The 20,737-nt window shown below is 50.7% G+C and carries 20 protein-coding genes; 6 read left to right on the top strand and 14 right to left on the bottom strand.

Annotation, left to right across the window (positions count from 1 at the left end; all coding sequences use genetic code 11):
- The first annotated feature begins 38 nt into the window (after positions 1 to 38).
- Positions 39 to 209 (top strand): hypothetical protein, encoded by a 171-nt coding sequence (locus tag ACESYO_RS08535; protein WP_373211247.1) that lies wholly within the window; start codon positions 39 to 41, stop codon positions 207 to 209.
- A gap of 252 nt (positions 210 to 461) precedes the next feature.
- Here the strand turns inward: ACESYO_RS08535 and ACESYO_RS08530 are convergent, their stop codons facing one another.
- From ACESYO_RS08530 to ACESYO_RS08510, 5 genes are all read right to left on the bottom strand, one after another.
- Complete coding sequence (locus tag ACESYO_RS08530) at positions 462 to 2,132, bottom strand: site-specific integrase (RefSeq protein ID WP_270913835.1); 1,671 nt, start codon at positions 2,130 to 2,132, stop codon at positions 462 to 464.
- Positions 2,129 to 3,697: a hypothetical protein gene (locus ACESYO_RS08525; protein WP_270913836.1), complete on the bottom strand. Its 1,569-nt coding sequence runs from the start codon at positions 3,695 to 3,697 to the stop codon at positions 2,129 to 2,131. Before ACESYO_RS08525 ends, ACESYO_RS08530 begins: the two co-directional genes overlap by 4 nt.
- A gap of 719 nt (positions 3,698 to 4,416) precedes the next feature.
- On the bottom strand, positions 4,417 to 4,716 hold the full coding sequence (locus ACESYO_RS08520; protein ID WP_270913837.1) for a DUF6809 family protein: 300 nt from the start codon (positions 4,714 to 4,716) through the stop codon (positions 4,417 to 4,419).
- Positions 4,717 to 4,733: 17 nt separating this feature from the next.
- Complete coding sequence (locus tag ACESYO_RS08515; protein ID WP_270913838.1) at positions 4,734 to 6,275, bottom strand: PDDEXK family nuclease; 1,542 nt, start codon at positions 6,273 to 6,275, stop codon at positions 4,734 to 4,736.
- A gap of 121 nt (positions 6,276 to 6,396) precedes the next feature.
- Positions 6,397 to 6,564, bottom strand: a complete 168-nt coding sequence (locus ACESYO_RS08510; protein ID WP_373209783.1) for a hypothetical protein — start codon at positions 6,562 to 6,564, stop codon at positions 6,397 to 6,399.
- A gap of 210 nt (positions 6,565 to 6,774) precedes the next feature.
- On the opposite strand from ACESYO_RS08510, the gene ACESYO_RS08505 reads away from it, so the two are divergent.
- Positions 6,775 to 6,990: a hypothetical protein gene (locus tag ACESYO_RS08505; RefSeq protein ID WP_373209782.1), complete on the top strand. Its 216-nt coding sequence runs from the start codon at positions 6,775 to 6,777 to the stop codon at positions 6,988 to 6,990.
- Between the two features lie 600 nt (positions 6,991 to 7,590).
- On the opposite strand, the gene ACESYO_RS08500 is transcribed toward ACESYO_RS08505, so the two are convergent.
- From ACESYO_RS08500 to ACESYO_RS08485, 4 genes are all read right to left on the bottom strand, one after another.
- On the bottom strand, positions 7,591 to 7,779 hold the full coding sequence (locus tag ACESYO_RS08500) for a hypothetical protein (protein WP_373211245.1): 189 nt from the start codon (positions 7,777 to 7,779) through the stop codon (positions 7,591 to 7,593).
- Between the two features lie 53 nt (positions 7,780 to 7,832).
- A complete protein-coding gene (locus ACESYO_RS08495) occupies positions 7,833 to 9,173 on the bottom strand; it encodes an ATP-binding protein (RefSeq protein WP_058966160.1) in 1,341 nt (446 codons plus the stop codon).
- A 249-nt stretch (positions 9,174 to 9,422) separates the two neighbouring features.
- Positions 9,423 to 9,896, bottom strand: a complete 474-nt coding sequence (locus ACESYO_RS08490; protein WP_373209781.1) for a hypothetical protein — start codon at positions 9,894 to 9,896, stop codon at positions 9,423 to 9,425.
- Positions 9,897 to 10,215: 319 nt separating this feature from the next.
- On the bottom strand, positions 10,216 to 10,374 hold the full coding sequence (locus tag ACESYO_RS08485) for a hypothetical protein (protein ID WP_373211244.1): 159 nt from the start codon (positions 10,372 to 10,374) through the stop codon (positions 10,216 to 10,218).
- 195 nt (positions 10,375 to 10,569) lie between these two features.
- Between ACESYO_RS08485 and ACESYO_RS08480 the strand changes: the two genes are divergently transcribed.
- Complete coding sequence (locus ACESYO_RS08480) at positions 10,570 to 11,511, top strand: hypothetical protein (RefSeq protein WP_373209779.1); 942 nt, start codon at positions 10,570 to 10,572, stop codon at positions 11,509 to 11,511.
- A gap of 109 nt (positions 11,512 to 11,620) precedes the next feature.
- Here ACESYO_RS08480 and ACESYO_RS08475 read toward each other — a convergent pair whose 3' ends face one another.
- Positions 11,621 to 12,370 (bottom strand): YkgJ family cysteine cluster protein, encoded by a 750-nt coding sequence (locus ACESYO_RS08475; RefSeq protein WP_373209778.1) that lies wholly within the window; start codon positions 12,368 to 12,370, stop codon positions 11,621 to 11,623.
- Between the two features lie 548 nt (positions 12,371 to 12,918).
- Between ACESYO_RS08475 and ACESYO_RS08470 the strand changes: the two genes are divergently transcribed.
- Both ACESYO_RS08470 and ACESYO_RS08465 read left to right on the top strand, forming a co-directional pair.
- On the top strand, positions 12,919 to 13,074 hold the full coding sequence (locus tag ACESYO_RS08470) for a hypothetical protein (RefSeq protein WP_373211242.1): 156 nt from the start codon (positions 12,919 to 12,921) through the stop codon (positions 13,072 to 13,074).
- A 235-nt stretch (positions 13,075 to 13,309) separates the two neighbouring features.
- Positions 13,310 to 13,774, top strand: a complete 465-nt coding sequence (locus ACESYO_RS08465; protein WP_373209777.1) for an MBL fold metallo-hydrolase — start codon at positions 13,310 to 13,312, stop codon at positions 13,772 to 13,774.
- 703 nt (positions 13,775 to 14,477) lie between these two features.
- On the opposite strand, the gene ACESYO_RS08460 is transcribed toward ACESYO_RS08465, so the two are convergent.
- The 3 genes from ACESYO_RS08460 to ACESYO_RS08450 form a co-directional block, all read right to left on the bottom strand.
- On the bottom strand, positions 14,478 to 17,345 hold the full coding sequence (locus ACESYO_RS08460; protein ID WP_373209776.1) for a glycoside hydrolase family 3 C-terminal domain-containing protein: 2,868 nt from the start codon (positions 17,343 to 17,345) through the stop codon (positions 14,478 to 14,480).
- Between the two features lie 242 nt (positions 17,346 to 17,587).
- Positions 17,588 to 18,922 carry an ATP-binding protein gene (locus tag ACESYO_RS08455; RefSeq protein ID WP_373209775.1) on the bottom strand — a complete coding sequence of 445 codons (1,335 nt, stop codon included), beginning with the start codon at positions 18,920 to 18,922 and terminating at the stop codon, positions 17,588 to 17,590.
- A complete protein-coding gene (locus ACESYO_RS08450) occupies positions 18,919 to 19,629 on the bottom strand; it encodes a LytR/AlgR family response regulator transcription factor (protein WP_373209774.1) in 711 nt (236 codons plus the stop codon). The genes ACESYO_RS08455 and ACESYO_RS08450 overlap by 4 nt, the downstream gene beginning before the upstream one ends.
- A gap of 247 nt (positions 19,630 to 19,876) precedes the next feature.
- Between ACESYO_RS08450 and ACESYO_RS08445 the strand changes: the two genes are divergently transcribed.
- Entirely contained in the window at positions 19,877 to 20,254 is a 378-nt protein-coding gene (locus ACESYO_RS08445; protein ID WP_373209773.1) for an MmcQ/YjbR family DNA-binding protein, read from the top strand.
- A 206-nt stretch (positions 20,255 to 20,460) separates the two neighbouring features.
- Here the strand turns inward: ACESYO_RS08445 and ACESYO_RS08440 are convergent, their stop codons facing one another.
- Positions 20,461 to 20,718 carry a hypothetical protein gene (locus ACESYO_RS08440; RefSeq protein WP_373209772.1) on the bottom strand — a complete coding sequence of 86 codons (258 nt, stop codon included), beginning with the start codon at positions 20,716 to 20,718 and terminating at the stop codon, positions 20,461 to 20,463.
- Positions 20,719 to 20,737: the final 19 nt, after the last annotated feature.

Genomic DNA, 20,737 nt, shown 5'->3' with positions numbered 1-20,737 from the left:
CTTTTATTATATGCCATTTGCACGAAGAAAGCAATGCAATGCACGAAAATCTACAAACATTCCATACCGTTGCAGGAGATGCAGAAAAAGCCCTCACATCACACCTTGCGGCAAGGCAAGCAGACATTGCATCAGCACAAACAGCAGACCAAAACACAGCGTCTCCTGCGCAAAAGGTCAAAAGCAAGGACCGGAAAATGGCGCGGTGACAGAAACTCTGAATAAGCAGCTCTTCCTCAATCTCCCGTATGTGCTGAACAACTCAGAAAACACACCTGAACTTTCTATGAACAGCAAGGGAACGCAACGAAGTCAGGCGTTTGTGCTTCACTCAATCTTCTGCACTCCTCGACATATCTCACCTGCTGAAAGCACCGATAGGCGCATAAGATAAGGGACAGGCAATCTTGATGCCTGTCCCTTCCTTTTACTTGATGCCGATATACCGATTTTGCCGGACTTTACGCAAACAGCTTCTTCTTTTCTCGAATTGTATAGACCGATGGATCTGCCAGCAGTGCATACCCATCGGATCTGCATCGAATATCTTCCTGCCACTTTTGGCTCACACTCACATTATCACCTCGACAGCTGGTATGGGCCATGGGCTCTGTTTCGGCAACGATTAACTGCCATTTGCTGTTAGCCGGCAAAGTCAGTTCGATGGCACACGCCGGCACCTCCGTCTCGCTGAACTTTTCGCCAGCCTGATACCGCAGCGGATGTGGATCATGATACAGCGTACGGCTGACATGCTTCCCAATGCACATGCGATAGATTTCGCCGGGTGTGGCACCAATGGCCCCCGAACGACGCTGCTCCGACTTGTCCGCGTGGCCCATCTGCTGATACGCCTGTTTGGTATCCATGCCGCTCTCACAATATATCCAGGTACAGAAATTACGACGCAATGCATGACATGTAAGCATACTCAGCAAATAATTATCCTGGCACACCTCATCAAAACGATAAGGTCGGTTCTTCTTCAAGGCCTCCAAAATCCGCGGATCACGCAGAAGCTCTGGAATTTGCTCCGTAATATTGTTCATCGTACCGGACACCGTTTTTGCGTCTGTACAGTACTCCCCTGCCTGCACACTTCCACACATGAGCATCAAGGAAACGTTGCCATAATCCCTTTCCAGCTCCTGCTGACGCTGCATCAGGATTTCTCCCAGTTCGACCGACATCGGCACCACTCGATAGGACGACGTCGTTTTGGGAATTTCTGTTCGTGTGTTCGAACTGACGCCGAGCTGACCTGTAACACGCAAGTAATACATGGCGCCCTGCGAACCCTCCAGCCTGGCAATCGAACAAAACAGCAAACCTCCATATTCACTGATCCGTAGCCCCGTGTCCGCCAATATACCGACCTGTCCCGACAGGATAGTCTCATCGCACACCTGCTTCAACAAATGTCTCGGAATACTGCGGGCACTGTCAATATAAGACAGCAGCAGATCCTGCCGGGAAGGCTTACCCGCATAGCGCGTGGGCACGAGCGGTATATTATAGCCTTCCGTCGTCTTCAAATCCCAGATCAGCAGATACAAGAGATTCAAACGTTTTGCGGCCGATGGGGGAGCTTCTGCACCCGCCACCCAGTCAGATTTTTTGCGCGCAGTCCCCGCTGCGTTGCGGCAGATACGCTCCTGCAATGCACGATAAATTTCCGGCGTAAGAGATTCTGCCGTCGTTCCGCGCAATTCGGTAACCAGAATATCATACTGACGCCGATAGTCATCGATTGTACGTTCGGCCCACTGCTGTTGATGAATCGAGAAGAACATCTCTTTATAGGACTCCGCCGCATCTCCCAGGTCATGGGTAGGCTCATAACGATTGCCGGCCGCCAACAATCCGGCCTGATACATCGCCTGAATCAACTCATTGGCAATGGCCGGAAAATGGTGCTCCTCAATGTCTGCCGGATTTGCTCCATACACGGGTTTATCCACCGGGCAATCGCTCTCACTGGCAAAAAGCTGGCGCTTGGTAATCACTTCACCGGTTTCGGGGTTGATGGGGCTTATCAAGGCGCGGCACGGCGCCTTGGATGCTTTGCGACCCCTGGGGTAGGCCGTCCGTACACGGAAGCTTACCCCGCCATAATCAACTGTTTTTGTCATTTGATTTCCCTCCATTCCGCCTTTACGGCATAATCCGATATGATTTTCACCGTCTGTGGTCCTCCTGTGTCATTCGCTGCCTCAAAGATATAGCGATTTCCAACCGCATCTCCAAAAGATGGACACCGCCGCAGCCGCAGATAACGCGCCACAGCATACTCATCACTGAGGATATCCAGATAGGCCTCTTCATCCGTTTCAGTCCGAACAAGGCCAAACATGGCATGCAGCATCGGAAGGTCAGCACCACAGGTCTGAGCAAGGTACTGTGCATCCCGGTAGAGCAGCTTGACACCAGCAGCCTCTGCCTGCAGGTATACCGCTCCATTCTTCCGGGTACGCGGAATCGGACTTTCGGAAATTCCCGCCTTCGCCAGAAGATCACCGATCATCTCATCCAGGTCTGCGGGGCCTACAATCGCACCATCCGGTGCCAGATCAGACAACCTCATCTGAGCAATTTGATGATCGCTATAACCTTGATGCCGCAGGTAATCGATGTACTCCAGCAAAATGGTGGCCGCCCACGGATAGAGGACCACCTTGCGCAGCCGCCGCAGCGGAAAGTCATTATTTGTGGGTCCGATCTGAGAATACCGTTTATGCAATCTGCGCATAACGCTGGTGATTGTGATGACATAGCAGCTTTCGCCTCCTTCCAGAATCAGCTGCACGATGTCGCCAAAACGCTGGGCGCTGATTTCACAGGTTTCCATGCCGCAATAGATCATCGCCAGCACAAACATCAGATACTCGCGCCGCTCCACATTCTCAACTGCAAACAGTGCCGCCCTCTGATCATCGTCCAGATGTGCACTGCGTACGCTGTTTACCAATGCACTATTTTTGCCTTTGATCTTGGCAATCATATCCGCCAACTGAATGCCAGTCGCGCAATCACCGTATCCGCTGCTCTCGATTGCAGCAAACAGCCCTTTATAGGCCCGTTTTGCGTATCCGCGGTAGGATGCACTGGCCTTCTTCCGGGACAGAAGGTGGTTGACTTTGCAAATGAGCTGCGTCTGTGTGGTGCTATCCATATCACGCAAACGCATCTCCCCGATCACCGGCAGTACAAACGTACGGAGCGCCGACATCATATGATTCCGGGCATCCGCCGTTTCGCCCGAAAACAATGCGTCTCCCGCATAATGTACATACTGCTCAATTGTCACATTGCCATACTCGATGTTGGCCTTCCAATAATGTGCAAACAGCAGCGCCGCCATGCGTTCGATCCGCGGCAGCAATTCCTTCTTCGCCCGCCTGGTTGCCTCCTGTGCAGTTTTGCCGCGGCAGCGCATCTCGTACTTGGCGTCGGGGTTTTCTTTTGCTTTCCGTTCGATTGCAGCAATGTCTGCCGCAATCATCTCTGCCAGGGCCGGCTGTTCCGCCGCGCGCTCTTTAAGCGCTGCCACAATCGTCGCATTTGTGTACGGGGCTCCCGTCTTCGGGTCGATCAACTGATAGATCGCATCCTGCTGCCCCTTCTGGTCGCGCGCCGGGCGGACATAAAACCGCTTTGTCCCGCCCATGCATTCTGTGTCATTTTTTGATTTGGACATCCTCTCATCCCTTCTTTCGTTTTGTCTGTTGTGTGTAATTTAAGGTAGTAGTGATTAACGTCCCTCTTCAAGGACTATGCAGACCGCACCTGCATCCGCCTGTATTCCGCAAAAAACAAACAGTCATCCTGTATGCTCCTTTCCGGCATTGCACCGGTCGAATCACAGAATGACTGTTTATCTCACAATATTTATATTAATAGCGCCAAAAGATCCCACTTCGAGTGGGCAATTACGATTCGCCAAATTAGCACTCAGGTTGTGCTTTCTATGTCCCTATATTAACACACAGCATTTATTTTTGCAACACTTTTTATCAAATTTTTTATTTATTTTGCATTAAAAAATCTCTTAGGTTTAAATTAAAAAACGCAGAAATTTTCATTTTACGGCATTCTTCACTTCAAGCAAAAAAGAAACAATTCATTTAATAAACCTTCAAATCAATACATCACAAAGAGAAAACCGCATGCTTCGATCTATAAAATTTTATAACAGAAAATTGTGAGTTATTTCTCACATTGAACAAAAAGCCATCCCGCAACAGTCCGGCAATGTCGGCGCAATCACAGAATGGCTTTTTATCAGAAATAATCTTGTAAACTCCAGAGGACGCACTTGGAGTGGGTAGTTTCGTTGCTCAAAATTCGCGTTGGATTCCTGTTTCCCTTTATGATATGAATTGCATCTGCAGATATCAATCAATCTTCTGAAAATTTTCAGAAGATGTCATGTGCGGCTGCATCAATCCGCTTGCGGAGAATTTCCTGAACCTCCTGCATCAGCAGCAATCCGGTGGAAAACCCGTATTGAAATGCATCGCTGCTTTCTGTATCGCAGATAATCAGTGTCTGTTCCAGCATCTGGTCCACCAGCGCCATATCCTCCTCGCTCAGATTGTTCCGCAGGTCTTTCAGGAGCTGTTCAATCTCCTTGCCCGCCTGTTTGTGCCGGCTGTTTCCCTCCAGGTTATTTTCACAGGGAAGCAACTCTCCCCGGTAGATTGCATCCAATACCATGCGGATTCCCTCCTTTATCACAGAAGCTGCTTTTCTTTGTGGGTAGCAAGAGAGAAGTTGTAGGGCGCACTGGGCCGTCCGTCCGGGAAGTTGGGCGCGGGCAGGGTATTCAGAATGCGCACCATCTCCTGCAGTCTGTCAGAATAGCCGTTTGTCAGCAGGATTCCCCGGGTGGGCTGAATTCCCTCCAGAACCAGACCGTCCCAGTACATGCGCAGCTGGTACAGATCCTTCGGTTCCGCCTTTCGAGTCTTCAGCTCATAGATATCGCATTTTCCATTTTCTCCTTTGTCCACCACATCCACGCGGGTACCGGTGGGCCAGACGCAAATCTCGCTGGTTACCTCATCCTCCGGGTTTGCTGCCTTGAGAATTTTCATCCACTTCTTTTTCAGTTCATCCTCGCTGAATGTGGCTGCGTTTTTCTGCGGCGGGAACTCAGCCAGCGCTTCAAAGACCTTGTCCCAGTCCGGGTCGTTGCGGTCAATACCGGTCTTGTTGTTCAGAGTGGCAAGAACACCACGGGGCAGCTCCGGCAGGATCAGCTCGCCTACAAAATCGTTGTAGCTGTTGTGCCGGGAAATGGGCGTGCCGTCTTCTTTATGCCAGATTTCACCCAGCTGAGCGGTGGCAATCACCCGCTTGCCCAGCCGAATATCGATGCCCTGCGTGGGCTGGGTTCCCTGATAGTAATACCGGGACTTGCCGCCCAGTACCAGATGATCCCGCTTGGATTTATCGAGGGTGCCATGGACGTAGATCACCGGTACAATCTGGCCGCCCAGTTCCACTTCCAGTTTTTCGGTGCGGGCCATCATCATGGGAACCTGGATGGGCGGAACCAGCATACTGCTCTGGCCTACCGTCACCGCGATCTTGGCGCTGGGCTCCAGCGTGACCGGATCCAGTTCCAGGTAGCCCCGGTAGGCAACGCCCAGATGCTCGATCAGCCACAGCCGCAGGGTGGCCAGATCGCTAAGCTTCCGGTTGCCCTGCCGCTGCAGGGTGCGGGCAATGGCCATCGGCACCCGCACATAGATGACCGTGGAGGGATCAGGCCACTGAAGATTCAGGCCCTCGGGCAGCTGAAGAGCGTCTTCCTCTGTTACGGTCATCTTCAGGTCAAAGGGGCCGCTCACTTTGTAATAAGGGCCGGGCTGGCTGCGGGTGTAGATGCACCAGTCACCGGTGCCGCCGGACAGACAGGCCAGCGCATTGTTGAGACCATATCCGTGCTCATTCAGGCGGCTGTTGGTCAGCGGAGCACTGCCCAGCTGAAGCGCATTGGTGAGTGCGGCAAGATCCATGCCACAGCCCCAGTCGGCCACTGCCAGGTGAATATAGTTCTTGTCCGCATCAGGTGCCAGCGCCACGCAGATCCGAGCCTTTTCGCCCGCCAGTGCGGCGGCAAGAGCATCATCGCACCCCTCGAGGATACCCTGATGGAAGAGCATTCCTTGACGGGCCAGCCCGACAAAAGCCTTGCGGGTGATGTTGATGGAGATTTCGTGGCTCTCGTTGGTGGCAGCGGTGATGTTGTTCATGTTCTGGTTGTTCATATTGAATCCTCTCTTTCTTATTTATAAGGAATGTGGTTGATCCACTGCCCTCTTACGGCTTGTTTTGTTGCGGCCGGCATGTTATGATAAGAGGGCAAATTGGATTATTTTGGCGAATGGTTCATTTTGCGTTTGCCGTGTTCGGGTGGCAGCCCGAATGCGGCTTTTTTCGTGTGGGGAAAGCAATCTTTATCACGGCCAGCAGGCAGGGACAATGACCGAACTGCCTGCTTCGGTGATCCGGGATGTTGTCCACTTCGTAGATGAAGTGGGTACGGATGTGTTTCATGTTGATACCTCACGTTATTTTGAGTAGCAAGAGCGTGTCTCCTGTCTATGGTTAAATTATATCATACTGGTACCACCATGTATATTCGACGATTCTACAAATAATACTGGTACCACTATGCCAGCGTTTGTGCATATTGCATACTGGTACCACAAAAATAGGTGTGCTATACTTATTTAAATATATTTTTATAAAAGGAAGTGATTATTTGTGGGGAAAACCTCTGTTGAAGTAAAGGATCGCTATAACAAAAAAGCGTATGATGACGTTCGGGTTCGGGTGAAGAAAGGACAGAAAGAAATCATTCAGAAGCGGGCGGAGCAGCTGAATAAGAGTGTGAATGGCTATATTACAGATTTGATTGAAGAGGATCTGGCCGGCAGCGATTTGGCGGAATATGCAGAAGCCAATTCTGAATCAATTTAAATCCGACCTACAGGAAGATGGCGGTCCCTCCCTGAGCACAAATCGACATGTTCAACTATAGGAAAGATGATGCTTGGGAAATCCAATGCCTCAAGAGACCACCGCACCAGCCATAAACCAAGCCTGCTTACATAACTTTGTGAAATGAAGAACCTTACATAAAGCAGAGGAACCTACCCAGAGCCTTGATTGGTACCGGGTAGGTTCCTCTTTATAATTTATTAAATCAACTGCCGTTTCTATCCATTGTCCTCTCGGCTCAGCTTCTTCAGACGATTATCTTCCACCAGGATTTGCAGATGCTCCCGGGACGCAAGATCATACAGATTTTTCAAGTCTCTGTGCGTATCACCTGTCATCAGAGCTCTCAGGGACGACAGTGTCCACTTCCAGCGTGAAGTCAGACGGGGAACCTAACGTTCTGTATGATCCATCCGATCAGCATCCAAAACAGACCGCACACCGAAGCCCACTGGGTGCCGATCCACATTCAGGATCATGGCGCTCTATTCCACTTCCACAAATTTTGCTGTATTGGCGTTCAATAAGTAGAAAGACCAGAGTGAATTTACGGAGAACAACGCTTTATATACTCCTGTTTTAGATTTGCTTTTGCAACTGCTTCTGGAAGAACTGCGTGTTGTATAGCTTCCGTGCAACAGGTACATTCAGCCGGCTCTTCTTGTAGCCCAACACAATCTGACAATTGTTGGCCATATCCCCGATCAACAGTTGACCAGAAACGAATCGGGCCATCGGAGAATTTAAAAACAACAAAGGTTCTGCCATCTCGACAGGGGTAGCCAAACGACCGGCTGTGCCATTTTCTTTTAGCAGCGCCTCTATGCCTTCTTTTGTTCCAGTGCAATCCCAATCAACCGATCGGTCTGATCTGCCATAAACAGTGGGACATTCAGCACATCATCATCCAACTTCAAATTACTCAGTGAAAATCGGACACGGAGCTTAACCTGGTCTGGAAATAGTTCTTTGAATTTCTTGAGACTTCTGCTGGTGGTATTGGCTTCGGACTTGACCTCCACAGGAAAAATATCGTTTTCACGCTGAATCAGGAAATCCACCTCATAAGGAGGATTTGTCTGCGTCCAGTACCGAGGAGTCACTTCAAACTGTGTAATCAAAGTCTGAAGCACAAAATTTTCAGTTAATGCGCCCTTGAACTCGGTAAATAACCGATTACCCTCACCAAAGGCAGTCGGTGCCAGTTGCGCCAGTCGGCGGAGCAGCCCCACATCCACCAGATAAATCTTGAAAGCAGCGAGGTCATCATAAGCAGACACAGGCAAACCCGGAGCCGTACTGCGGTAGACCTTATGCACCAGTCTGGCATCCACCAGCCACTGCAAGGCATCCTCGTATTCACGGGCCCGTGCCCCTTCTTTGACTACCTTGTAGATAAACTTTTTGTTTTCCCTCGCCAACTGGGACGGTATGGACTTCCAGATCATTGAAATCTTGGGAAACTCGCTGATGTTAGGGTGCTTGGCAAAGTCACGTTCATAAGCACCAATAATCCCAGACAGAGCTTCCTGCATGGCTTCCACATCCCTTGCTTCTGTCCACATCTTGACGGGTTCTGGCATACCACCGGTCACATAGTACATTTTCAGCTTTTCATACAAAGGATTAAAGAAGGCATCGGGAATTGGCTCAATGGTGTTTACTGTCTCCAGATAATTTGCAAAGTTCGCATCTCCATTGGCCAATAGAAATTCTGTAAAGGTCATGGGATCAATCTGCATAAAATTGACCTTGCCTACCGGGAAAGAAGATGGCTTTGCTAAGGCAATACCCAGGAGAGAACCAGCGCAGGCAATATGATACTGCGGCGCATTCTCACAGAAATACTTCATGGAATTGATGACCTTAGGGCAATCCTGTACTTCGTCAAAAATAATAAGGGTCTTCTCTGGCCGAATCTTCTGACCACTTGCCAGCATCAAATTCTGCAAAATTCGGTCTACATCTTTCGTGGTTTCAAAAAACTGCTTGTACTCTTCGTTTTCATCAAAGTTGAAATAAGCAGTATTTTCGTAGTAGCGTTTGCCGAATTCTTTCAGAATCCAGGTCTTGCCGACCTGGCGCACACCTTTTAAAATTAAAGGTTTGCGATAGGGAGAATTCTTCCACTTCAGCAGTTTCTTCAGAATCAATCGTTCCATATATACGCCCCATCACACTTTTATGATATATTTAGTGCCTATTAATCACACTTTTATTATATGTCAAAACGTCAAAAAATACAAGCCGAATCACAAAATTATATGTATTTTAAGGCGATACAATCACACTATTATTAAAAATCCCAATTGAATTTTCTGGAAAAGCAGAAGGCCTGGATTTTATATCACAAGTAGCATCCAGGCCTTTGGGGAGTAACTATGGAGCTATACAGGAGCCGATCAATCTGACTACCGTAGATGCAGATTACCGGTATAATCTGGCCGCCCACTTCCAGCACTTGGCATAGTATCCGTCGGTGGCAAATTCCGGTGGGTGGAGAAAAGGCTCTGCTCACTGAAGGAGCCGTTCAGCTCGGCTTCGGCAATGTTCTCATCAAAGTCATTCTGATACAGGGAGACATTTCGCCAGCACAACTGGGAATCCGCCTGTTTTACCCAAAAGGTATCGTTGAGAGAAGGCGCATGGCTGACCTGCAGAAAGCCGTCCAATGTGCAGCAGCCATATTTCTCCAGAAGCTGCTCGATGTGCTTTCGGTGCTTGGGGGCACGCCGCCCTTCCAAAAAGCTCAGAAGAGATTTATCGCCAATAGGGCGCAAGGACGAGAGCCAGATTCCTTCCAAAGCCACCACATCGCAGAATTTATCCTCTTGGGTAGAGAACTCCAGAAATGGTGTGTCTTGGTTCAGCAAAATCCAGTCCATCTTGGCCCCCTCCTTCCTGTTTTTCATCATACCATAGAACCGGTGCTATTCTTGCCTTTCTCTGTCTGTAAAAGAGAGCACTCCCCCTTTTCTGCTCCCGCTGGTGTTGAAACTATTGATTTATTGGTGTCCAACAAGTATTCTCTTCGAGGAGAAGTACGGAAAGCCTATTCTTTTTGGAAATGCAGTCCTTAATATCCCTGAATGTCAAATCTGCTCTATTCATAGGCCTTCTCATATAATCATCGGCCATCTCCCGATGCGCATTTATTGTGGCATCTTTCCAACACCCAACGTATCGAAGGGGGCATATATTCCGTTAGTCCGTACCGCTACTTTTTTCTTCCTTCAAAATATCAATAAGTTCCAAGGTTCGCTCGTAGGATTTGTCGGCCTCTGGCACACCCACCAAAGCATTCCTGATTTTTTCCAAAGCCCCCATATTGCCCAAACGATCTGCTCGCCTCAAGAAAATCATACCAGTAATCCAGCTGTGTGGCAACCGAACAGCAGTAGAGCCCCACCCTATCTTCAGAAAATGCGGGTGCTTTTCCCTTCTATTGACACCCTGCCTGAATTCCTGTATCGTTTTTATAAAGATGGTTCCAAAATTCCGCACACTTCATCATCCGGAAGGTACAAAATGCAGTCAGGCAGAAAGGGATGTTTGCTCATGAAATGCTATGATGAACAGCTGCGTCAGTTACAGGCCCAGTGCGCCCGCAAGAAAAAGCTGGATGCTTCCATAGAGGAACTGCGCGCCCAGCGCAAAACCTATGCCGATCGTGCGGATGAGCTTCGAAAACTCCTCGCTGACGAACAGGCGGATGTGGAACGGCTGGAGGGGCGCAGTCTGGCTGCTTTCTTTTATCAGATGGTTGGCAAAATGGATGAAAAGCTGACCAAAGAGCAGCAGGAAGCCTATGCCGCTCAGGTAAAATACGATGCCGCTGCCCGGGAGCTGGAAGGCATTGAACGGGATTTGAAGCGATGCGAAGACGAGCGAAACTCGCTCTGGGGCTGTGAGGCTCGCTACGATGCCGTCCTGCAGGAAAAAACGCTTGCCGTAAAAGCTGCGGGCGGGCCCACCGCGGAAAAGATCCTGCAGCTGGAAGAGCGAAACGGCTACTTGGACAGCCAAAAGCGGGAATTGCAGGAAGCGATGAGTGCCGGGAATGCCGCACTGTCCTGCGCGGATCAAATTCTGTCCGAACTGAACAGTGCAGAAGGCTGGGGAACCTGGGATCTGGTCGGCGGCGGACTGCTCTCGGATCTGGCAAAGCACAGCCATCTGGACCAGGCACAGGCTTCTGTGGAAACCCTGCAGTCGCAGCTGCGTTGCTTCAAAACCGAGCTGGCCGACGTGACGATTGATGCGGACATTCAGGTCAGCATTGATGGTTTTCTGCGTGTGGCCGATTACTTCTTTGACGGAATCTTTGCCGACTGGGCTGTACTGGATCAGATTCACCAGTCCCAACAGCAGGTACAGCGCATCCGCAATCAGATCGAAAGTGTTCTGAACCATTTACACACATTGATGAATCAGACGGACGCAGAGCTGTCCCGTATTTCTCGAGAAATTGAGCAGCTGGTCGCGGGGATCTCCATGTAAGATTCACGAACCTCCCCTTGCCATTGCAGGAAGGTTATTTTCGTTATTTTCGGTTCTTCCACATAAACAAGAGGGATCTGCTGACAAGCAGCAGATCCCTCTTGTTCAATTAACGCATGATTACCTCAATGCCTCCCGAAATTCCGAAGTGTTTCAAGGCCGCCTTGTGCAAAAGCGGTTCGGTTACCCTCCAAACCTTCTGACGATACCGGCTGCGATTTTTCTCCGCATTTTCTTCCAGACTCAAGGTTTCATCAAAATCAGTCAGAAGATGACGTACGGCATCCGCCAAAAAATCATTTTTGGCCGGCTTGTGCGTCATTGCATAAATCACCTTATAGTGTTTTGCCGCCTCGTAATATGCCAAGCGGGTATGGCCAAACACGATTTCACTGCTAAGCGCCCCCGATTTTTCCAACAAATCACCAACCAGATACGGCTTTCCGTTGTTGGCGGGAGCACCCTTTTCGTACGCATACACAACACGCCAGGCACAGTCCGAAATCGGGATAAACTCACGCACCAGCGGGTACAACAAACAGCTTGTAGGCTTTGCATCCCCGAGAGTACATTTGCCCTCACGGCAAAAAACGCAGGCTCCCATTTTTCCAGTTGCCGCAAGCGTGACTGCCGTTACAGCCTTGCTTTTTTCATCGTAAATCGGCTGACAGAACTTATCATAAAACTTTTTTCCAGATAAATTCAGATGCCGCGAAATGCGCTGAATGTCTGCCAGTGTAACCTCTGCATCTATCGCCTTGCAGCAGCAGACAGAATTCTCTGCCCGTTCCACAATAACAGTATCTTCAGCGGTCACTTCGCGGTAGGTAGAGCCTTGATTTTTCATATTTGTATTCATTTTGTTACGTCTCCTTTTTTAAGATATTTATAAAACAAAAAGCCATCCTGTGATGCTTCAGCGATAATCGCGCCGATAAAATCACCAGATGGCTTTTTATTCACAATATTATTTCAATTTTGGGATTAGAAAGAAAAAAGGGCCCACTTGGTGTAGGAACTTACGAAACACCAAATGAGCCTTGGATTCTTGTATGGTTTTATTATACCTTCACCTATCTTCTTTGTCAAATTTTTTATTTGAAAATTTTATTTTTTTCAAATAAAGCATTTCTTATATTACAATACAAAAATCTCGTTTCGTCAATATTTTTCTAACCGCAGGCCACATAGTTTAACCAGATACTTGCGTTTCCTCGAAATAGTACTTCTATCCTTTTATAGTATTCCAACCCGCATGGAGCATAAAAAGCAACGACTCCAGATCTGGCAATGAGGTACATCTTCATATAAAAAGATCCTGCATTCGAGGTGTACGGTTCAGGAATTCCCGCTGTTGTCCCCCCATCTCTGGCAAAGGTTCCGGCCAGGTATTCCAAGAACTGTCGAGTGGTTCCTGACACCTTCTGGGGGCGATACATTGCCAGACGATACGCCTCCTGGGGAACGTCCCGGATCAGCAGCGTCAACTGCCGATCATATCCCCGCGCCATGGAAGGAAACAGAATCGCCACCCACGCTGAACTGGATGCCCACCGTCAGTAACCCATACCGACTCCTGCTATCAGCCGGAGCTCCCCTCTGTCTGATGCATAGCATTCGGCTCCGGCATTTTTTTGCTGTGCCCCCCGGCAGGAGCATACGGCGTACGGTCCCAAAGCAGCCTCAATACGCTTCAAATCCAACGGCGCTTGACGCCCATGTCAGAGCATCCGGTTAACAAGCAATCCGGCAGCAAAAGAAAACAGCATACTATTATGGTTTTCAACAGGTCACAGTTTTGAATGCTGATACGATTTTCTCCAACATTACTCTAACCAAAATTCCCGGACGATATGGAAATTGGGATGAGGAAATGCTGGACCACGCGGGCAGTGTGTGTGGGGTGATTTTCCAAGCATCCGATGAGCCTTGCCTATACGCCACAGGGGACACCGTCTGGTATCCTGGTGTGGAGCAGGCCGTCCGAACATTTCATCCCCAAGTGGTTTTGGCCAACGCCGGAGGAAATATGGGGTGGCAATATCAGAGCAATATGGGAACAGAAGATGTATTGGCTCTGCACCGGGCAGTTCCTTCTGCCCTCATCGTAGCCACCCACATGGAAGACCTGAATCACTGGACCCTGTCCCGTCAGCAACTGCGAGACTTCGCCCGAAAAAAAGGGTTTCTTTCTAAACTTCGTACACCCGCAAATGGTGAAAGTATTTGCATTTTCAAATCTAAGATACGTAATTCACCCTGAAAGCTTGGAAAAAGAGAAATACGAACTTAACCTTTTCAAGAAATTGGGTAAAACACTCACCAATTATAGCAGCTTGGCCATTGCTTTTTGCCCAAGATCCAACTCGCCACGGGCTTAGTCGGCGTTTTTTGAATCCCCAGCGGAACGAGACTGGTTGTTCTCCACTGTTGAACGCGGGGTGTGCAGAACACACCTTCCAACAGCATTGCAAGATACATACAAGCAACGCCAACCGCATTTGGCATTGCTTTTTCGTTTCTTCTATTGTAACCTTTTTCGCCCTTCATCGTAAACGATCATCTAAAAACCTGCATCGACGGTACACACATTCTTTAGCTGTTTACTGCCGCTCTAGCTATTTGATGGTTTTGCTCGCTTTCTTACCTGTCTGATATTTTTCTGTTTAACGCTCGTGCTCAATCGGAATTTCAGCAGAAGATTTTGAGATTACACAAATCACATACCTCCTGGTGCATTTTTACAATTAATAAACCCCAGACTTCCGCAGGGTCGGAAATCTGGGGTTTAAAAGAGGAAACGATCGCACTTTGTGTGCGAATTATCTCAACGCCAATGCTATCGGCAAGAGATCAGATTATCAATTTGTTTTTAACACATTTAGCTCAATGCGCACCCATAACTTAACCATCGCACAAATTTGCCTTCTTAAAGTGCAGTATGCCGTTATAATCAAACTAGAAGTTTACTTCATGCGATTCCGGTAACGGCGAATGGTGATCCACTCGCAGACTGCCAGCACCAGGATCACCCCGGCCAGACACAGATAGAACACGGTCTCCCAGGAGAGGCTCGCCGCATCGCCGTCGGTCATGTAGGCGTTGCTGTTGGCCACCGCATACAAGATACTGTGGGCGGAGTCCCGCATGGCTAGTACCGAGGTGGCACTGGTCTGGTCGTGGACCGAGGTCTCCTCCACCAGATCCGGATTCAGGATGGCGTTGGTGCCGTTGCGGATGGCCTGGTCACCGTTGATGTAATTATAGCCGTCCAGCGCGGCGTCGGTGAGCACCATGCCGTTGAAGCCCCATTCCTCCCGCAGAACGGTTTTCATCAGAGCAGAGGAACCACCCACCCACTGGTGGCCGATGTAGTTGAAGGCCGCCATGGCTGCGGTGGCGTGGCCTTCCTTCACCGGCAGCTCAAATGCCTTCAGGTAAATTTCACGGATGGCCTGCTCGTTGGCCCACACGCACAGCTGGTTGTTCCGGTTCAGCTCCTGATCGTTCAGAGCGAAATGCTTGAGGAAGCAGTACACGCCCTTTTTCTGGGCGGCGGCCACCGACTGGGCAGCCATCTCACCGCTGAGCACCGCGTCCTCGGAATAGTATTCGAAGTTGCGGCCAGAGAAAGCAGAACGATGGATATTCATAGCGGGGCCGTACCAGCCGTTTACGCCCACCTCACTGGCCTCCTGACCGATCATCTCGCCCAGGCGGCGGGCCAGCTCCTTGTTCCAGGTGCAGGCCAGGGTGGTAGGCGCCGGGTAGGAGTAGCCCTTCATGCTGGGCTTGAAGAAGGAGTGCAGGCCGGAGGGGCCGTCGATCTCGTTGGTGGCAATCTTGCCGATGGAAGGAATTTCGATGGTGGAGAAGCCGGCCTTGGCGATCAGAGTAGACATTTCCTCCACAGTCAGCTCGTCCAGCAGCTGATCCCACAGGGGATCGTCATAATCCTTGCCCGCCAGGTCTTCCAGCATCACGCCATTGTCGGCGCCGGTGGTGGGCATCACGTCGTCGGGGTTGTTGTAGTCCTCGGGGTTATAGTTGTCGTTGTTCAGGAAGACCGCCTTCACCTCGTCCGGCATACTGTAGCTGGTGGGAGCTGCAGTAGCCTGGGCATAGTTTGCAAAATGATCGGCGCGGCTCAGATAGGTCACGTCGCCGCGAACGTCGTCAAACACATTGGTGGCGGCAATCCCGTCGGTGGAGCGGGCGTTCCCCTCGCCGTAAACCAGTGTTTCGGCCCTGTCATAGGTGCGGGAATCCAGCACAGTGTGGGAGTCGCTGCGAATGCTGATCACGTAGCTTCCGGCCTCCAGCACATAGGCCCGGTTCACCTGATCGTCGTAGGAGGCCATATCCTCCTCATTGAAGGTAAAGGTAATGGTTTCGGAGGCACCAGGCTCCAGCAGACTGGTTTTGGCGAAGTCCAACAGGTTGACCTCAGCCTTCTCAATGCCACCGTTGGTGTAGGGCGGTGTGAAGTAAAGCTCTACCACATCCTTACCGGCCACATCGCCGGTGTTAGTTACAGTTACATCCACCGTGATGGTTCCGTCGCCGTTTTCCTTCAGATCGCCCATGGTCTGGGTAAAGGTGGTGTAGCTCAGGCCGTAACCAAAGGGATACTGGACAGTGGCTTCATAATCGATTAAGCCCTCAACCGCAGCGGTCTCGTAAAACTTATAGCCCACATAGATCCCCTCGGTGTAGTTCACGAAGGAAACCAGGTTGTACAGGTCGGTGTCCTTATCGGCAAATTCCTGGGTATTGTCGTACAAAAAACTGCCGATGTTGTTGAAGTTGTAGCTCTGGGTCAGGTCATAGACAAAGGTGTCCGCCAGACGACCGGAGGGATTTACCTCGCCGCTGAGCACCCGCCCCAGCGAACCGAAGCCGTCCTGCCCGGGGCCGGCCACAGTGAGCACGCCGTTGATGTTCTCGTACTCGTCCACCCAGCCCAGCTCGAAGGCGTTGGCGCCGTTGTACAGCACAATCACGTTTTCAAAGTTGGCGGTGACCATCTCCACCAGACTGCGCTCGGTGGCGCTCAGCTCCAGATAAGTCTGGCCGGCCACAAAGTCACCCTCATGGGCCATTCCCGGCTCGTCGGTGATGTACTTTACCGTACTCATGTCGGTGGGCAGGTCGTCGCCCTCGCCGCCGATACGGGCAATCACGATGAGTGCCGTATCCGAAAAATTGCGGGCGTTTTCCATCATCTCTTCAGAGTAGCTGTCCACCGCAGGCTCGGGCAAAGTCCAGTTGGTGTTGCCGTCCAGACTGCCAGTCTCGCGTACAGTGTTGTAACTGGTGTAGAAGTCGCTCAGCTCGTCGTTCAGCTCAAAGCCGGCATTCTTCAGGCCCGCCAGCAGCGAAATAGCGGTGGAGCTATCTACACCACCGGAGCCGGTGCCGCCGTAGCAGGGGTTAGTGGAGGCCCAGCCAAACACATTCAGTTTCTTTTGCGCGAGTGGCAGTGTGCCGTTCTGGTTTTTCAGCAGCACAACACCTTCGTCGCCGATGTCACTGCTCAGCTGCGCACCAGCAGCGGCGGTCTCGTCACTCAGCACTTTGGCCGGCTGCATAACCAGGCTCAGGGATGAATACATGGGTCCCATACAAATGCCGGTAACACCCAGTACAAAGGCCAGAATCACCGCAATCACGGATTCGCTGCGGATCAGCTTGCGTTTGGGTACAGGTTTGTGTTTGGTCACGAACGCCAGCACACATGCAATCACCAGCAAAATCAGAAACGGAATCAGGTACGGCAGGCATTTCGACCCATAGTTAATAATATCCTCCATGCGGAGCATATCCAATGCCATGATGTTTCCTCCTCAATATAAATTTCACGGGCAGGCGGCGGGCTGCTCCGGCAGGTTTTACGGCCGATGAACCAGCCAAAGATAACACCCGGCGCCTGCTGAATCTGGAGGCATTGTAACACAATGTCGTCCGCCAAAGAGAGAATTTTCGTATCTTGTTGATCTGGCCCCGTATCCTGTAAAAAAAACACTCCCGGCGAAGGACACGGCTCCATGACCGTTCCTCCGCCGGGAGTATTTTTTTATGAAATTGCAGATTCCGCGGCGCTCTCCTGTCGGGGCGGCTGGATCGGCAGCACAACGCACAGCACAAACACATGGTCCTCCACCTGCACCGACAGCGAACCTCCGTATTTTTCGGCGGTCTGCCGCATGCTTTTCATTCCGAAGCCATGGAGCGTACGATCCTGTTTGGTGGTCACCGGCAGGCCATCCCGGAACAGAGGTGGCGTTTCGCAGTAATTTTCCACCCGCAGGACGGACAGCCCATCCCGCCGGAACAGCGTCACCCCGATCACCCGCTTGGCCGGATCCTGCAGCTGCTGCACGGATTCAATGGCATTGTCCAGCGCATTGCCCACCAGTGCATACAGATCCACCGGATTCATACCGGCCAGTCCCCGGCCATCGGCCATGCAGGTCCACTGGATGTTCCGGTGCTCACACACCAGGCTTTTTTCGGTGAGCACCGTGTCCAGCACCTCATTGCCGGTCTGTACCACCGCGTCGTAGATCAGCGCCGCCTGTTCAATCTCCCGCAGAGATTCCTCCCGCTGAGGTTCACTGCAATGGCGCAGTGCGGCCAGTTGGTGCTTCAGGTCATGGCATTTGCGGTTGATCACCTCAATGGTGGCCCGGGAAAGCTGATACTGCTCCTTCTCCTTTTCCCACAATGCCTGCTGCACCTTCAGCTCGGCTTGCAACTGCACCTCTCTGCTCTGGCTCACCTGCACCCACAGCACATACGCACTGCACAGCATGGCGTACACCTGACACACCAGAAAAGCGCCACCGTCACCACCCGAAAGCTTTGCCACCAGACTCAGGAACAACGCCACCGGCAGCACCAGCACCGTGATCCCACCAGCCCGGAACAGGCTGGCCCGGTAGCTGCCGCCCCGGCCCAGAGGCCTGGCACACAGCCGATAGATGAGAAAATAGGGTGGCACGTAGGCCAGCAGATAATAGCCCAGGGTCGCGGGGTCCAGCAGCCGCCAGATGTCGTGACCGGCCCCGGTGCCCAGGCAAAGCAGGATATAAAGCGAGGAGGAAAAATGCTGCATGGCATAGGCACAGATGGTACCATAGACCGCATCCTCCACCGAAACGTCGCAGCTCAGCCAGATGGGCAGAACCACCACGATCAGCTGGGCCAGATAGGCTACACCCGCCTCGGCCACACCTGTGGAGGAAACACCTCCCACCGTCATGCTCACCACCAATGCCGCAAGCGCCCCCGCCCCAAAACGCAGCCAGGGGCGATGCCGTTTTTTCAGTGGCAAGGCAAACAGCAGACAGGCGGCCAGCATTTCCAGAATATAATTGCACTGCTGCAAACGATCTAACAGTCCACTCATTCTCCCCCACCTCCGTAATAGGCCGAAAGGGCCTGCATGAAGGCCTTGCGTCGGGGTCGGCTGATCTTTAGTTCAGTCTCGCCCACCACCACCTGCTCCTGATTTACCGCCCTCACATACATCAGATTCACAAGGTAGCAGTTGTTGCAGCGGGCAAAACCCTGAGGTTCCAGCTCCTGCTCCAGCTTTTTCATGCTTCCGGTAGCGGAGAATTCCCCTTCGCCAGTGTAGTAATACAAGCTGTGATCTCGCACTTCCACATATAAAATAGAACGTACCGGAATGCGGCGGAGCTCCCCCTTACTGCTCAGTACCACGCTGTTACCCTGCCGCTCGGCCAGAATTCGGCGCACCTTTTTCATCTTCATTTCAAAGGAATAATAGCTCACCGGTTTGAGCACATAATCCAATGCATCCACCTCATAGCCCCGAATAGCGTACTGGGCCATATTGGTGATAAAAATAAGGATTACGGTCCGGTCCAGCATACGCAGCTCCCTTGCGGTCTCCAGCCCGTCCAGGCCCGGCATCTCCACATCCATGAGAACCAGATCGTAATTCGGTTGATATCCTTCCAAGAACTCTGCTCCGCTGCCAAACACCGTCGCGATACAGCATTCCCCGCAGGCCTCAGAAAACCGGTCAATCATCTCCTGAAGATGTCGGCGGTCACCCAAATCATCCTCTACAATTGCTATTCGAAGCATGTCGACCTCCTTTTTTATCGCTCATCTTATTATAGCTGTCTCACGCCGCATTGACAACGACACTTCGTTGTCAATATTGTCATAAAAGCAATAAAATCATCAGGCACCACCCTCACATTCATTTGCCTTGTGAATAAACATTTTTCAATCGGCGTGTTGAGGAGTTCGAAGGTCGTTCCCATGGAATTGGCATACTACCCTGTGTATGCTATACTTTAAACAGTCTGAAAGTGTGGAAGTGGCATCCATGAATCGTGCAGAATTGAAACGGTTTATTTTCGAAAATTATAATGTAGAATCGGATTTTCCCTGGATGAAATATCCCAATTATGAAGTATTTCGCCATAGTAACAATCAAAAGTGGTTTGCCCTGATTATGGATATCCCCAAAGGCAAACTCGGATTGCCGGGTTCCGATCTTTTGGATGTAGTTAATCTCAAGTGCGACACAATCCTGATCGGCTCTTTGCGATGCGAACCAGGCTTTTTCCCAGCATATCACATGAACAAGGACAGTTGGATTACGGTTGCTCTGGATGGCAGCGTTTCAGATGACAAAATCAAAATGCTACTCGATGCAAGTTATGATGCAACCGCACCAAGGGCAAGGCCCAAGAAACACTAAAGAACATTTGCGCTCAGCAACAAATAAACGGCGCAGGCATCACTGATACGGTGATACCTGCGCCGTTTATTTCAGGTTGCAGATTCGATGGTCATTCATCCTTGAATTTCAGATCTTCCCTGTTTATAGGCCCTCCCATATTATAGATGCACATTTATTCTGTCTTTCCCAAAGCCCAACATATCCCAAGGAAGCATATATTTCCGTCAGTCCGCACCGCTATTTTTTTCGTCCTTCAAAATATCAATAAGCTCCCGAACCCGCTCATAGGATTTGGCGGCCTCCGGCACTCCTACCAAAGCATTACGGATTTTTTCCAAAGCCTCAATATTGCCCAAGCGATCTTCCTCTGTCTCGTTGCTCTCGCAGCTGATCAGCGATCCCAATATAAAATTCCGCATGGTTTCCGTCTCGGCGTTGTCATCTCGAAACAAATTTATAATTTGATCTTTATTGTCGGTCATTTCCTTCCCCCTTCTCTGT

This window comes from Allofournierella massiliensis (assembly GCF_964241245.1).
GTDB lineage: Bacteria > Bacillota > Clostridia > Oscillospirales > Ruminococcaceae > Allofournierella > Allofournierella massiliensis.
The sequence above is the reverse complement of the archived record's forward strand: the minus strand, read 5'-3'. Positions and strand labels throughout refer to the sequence as shown.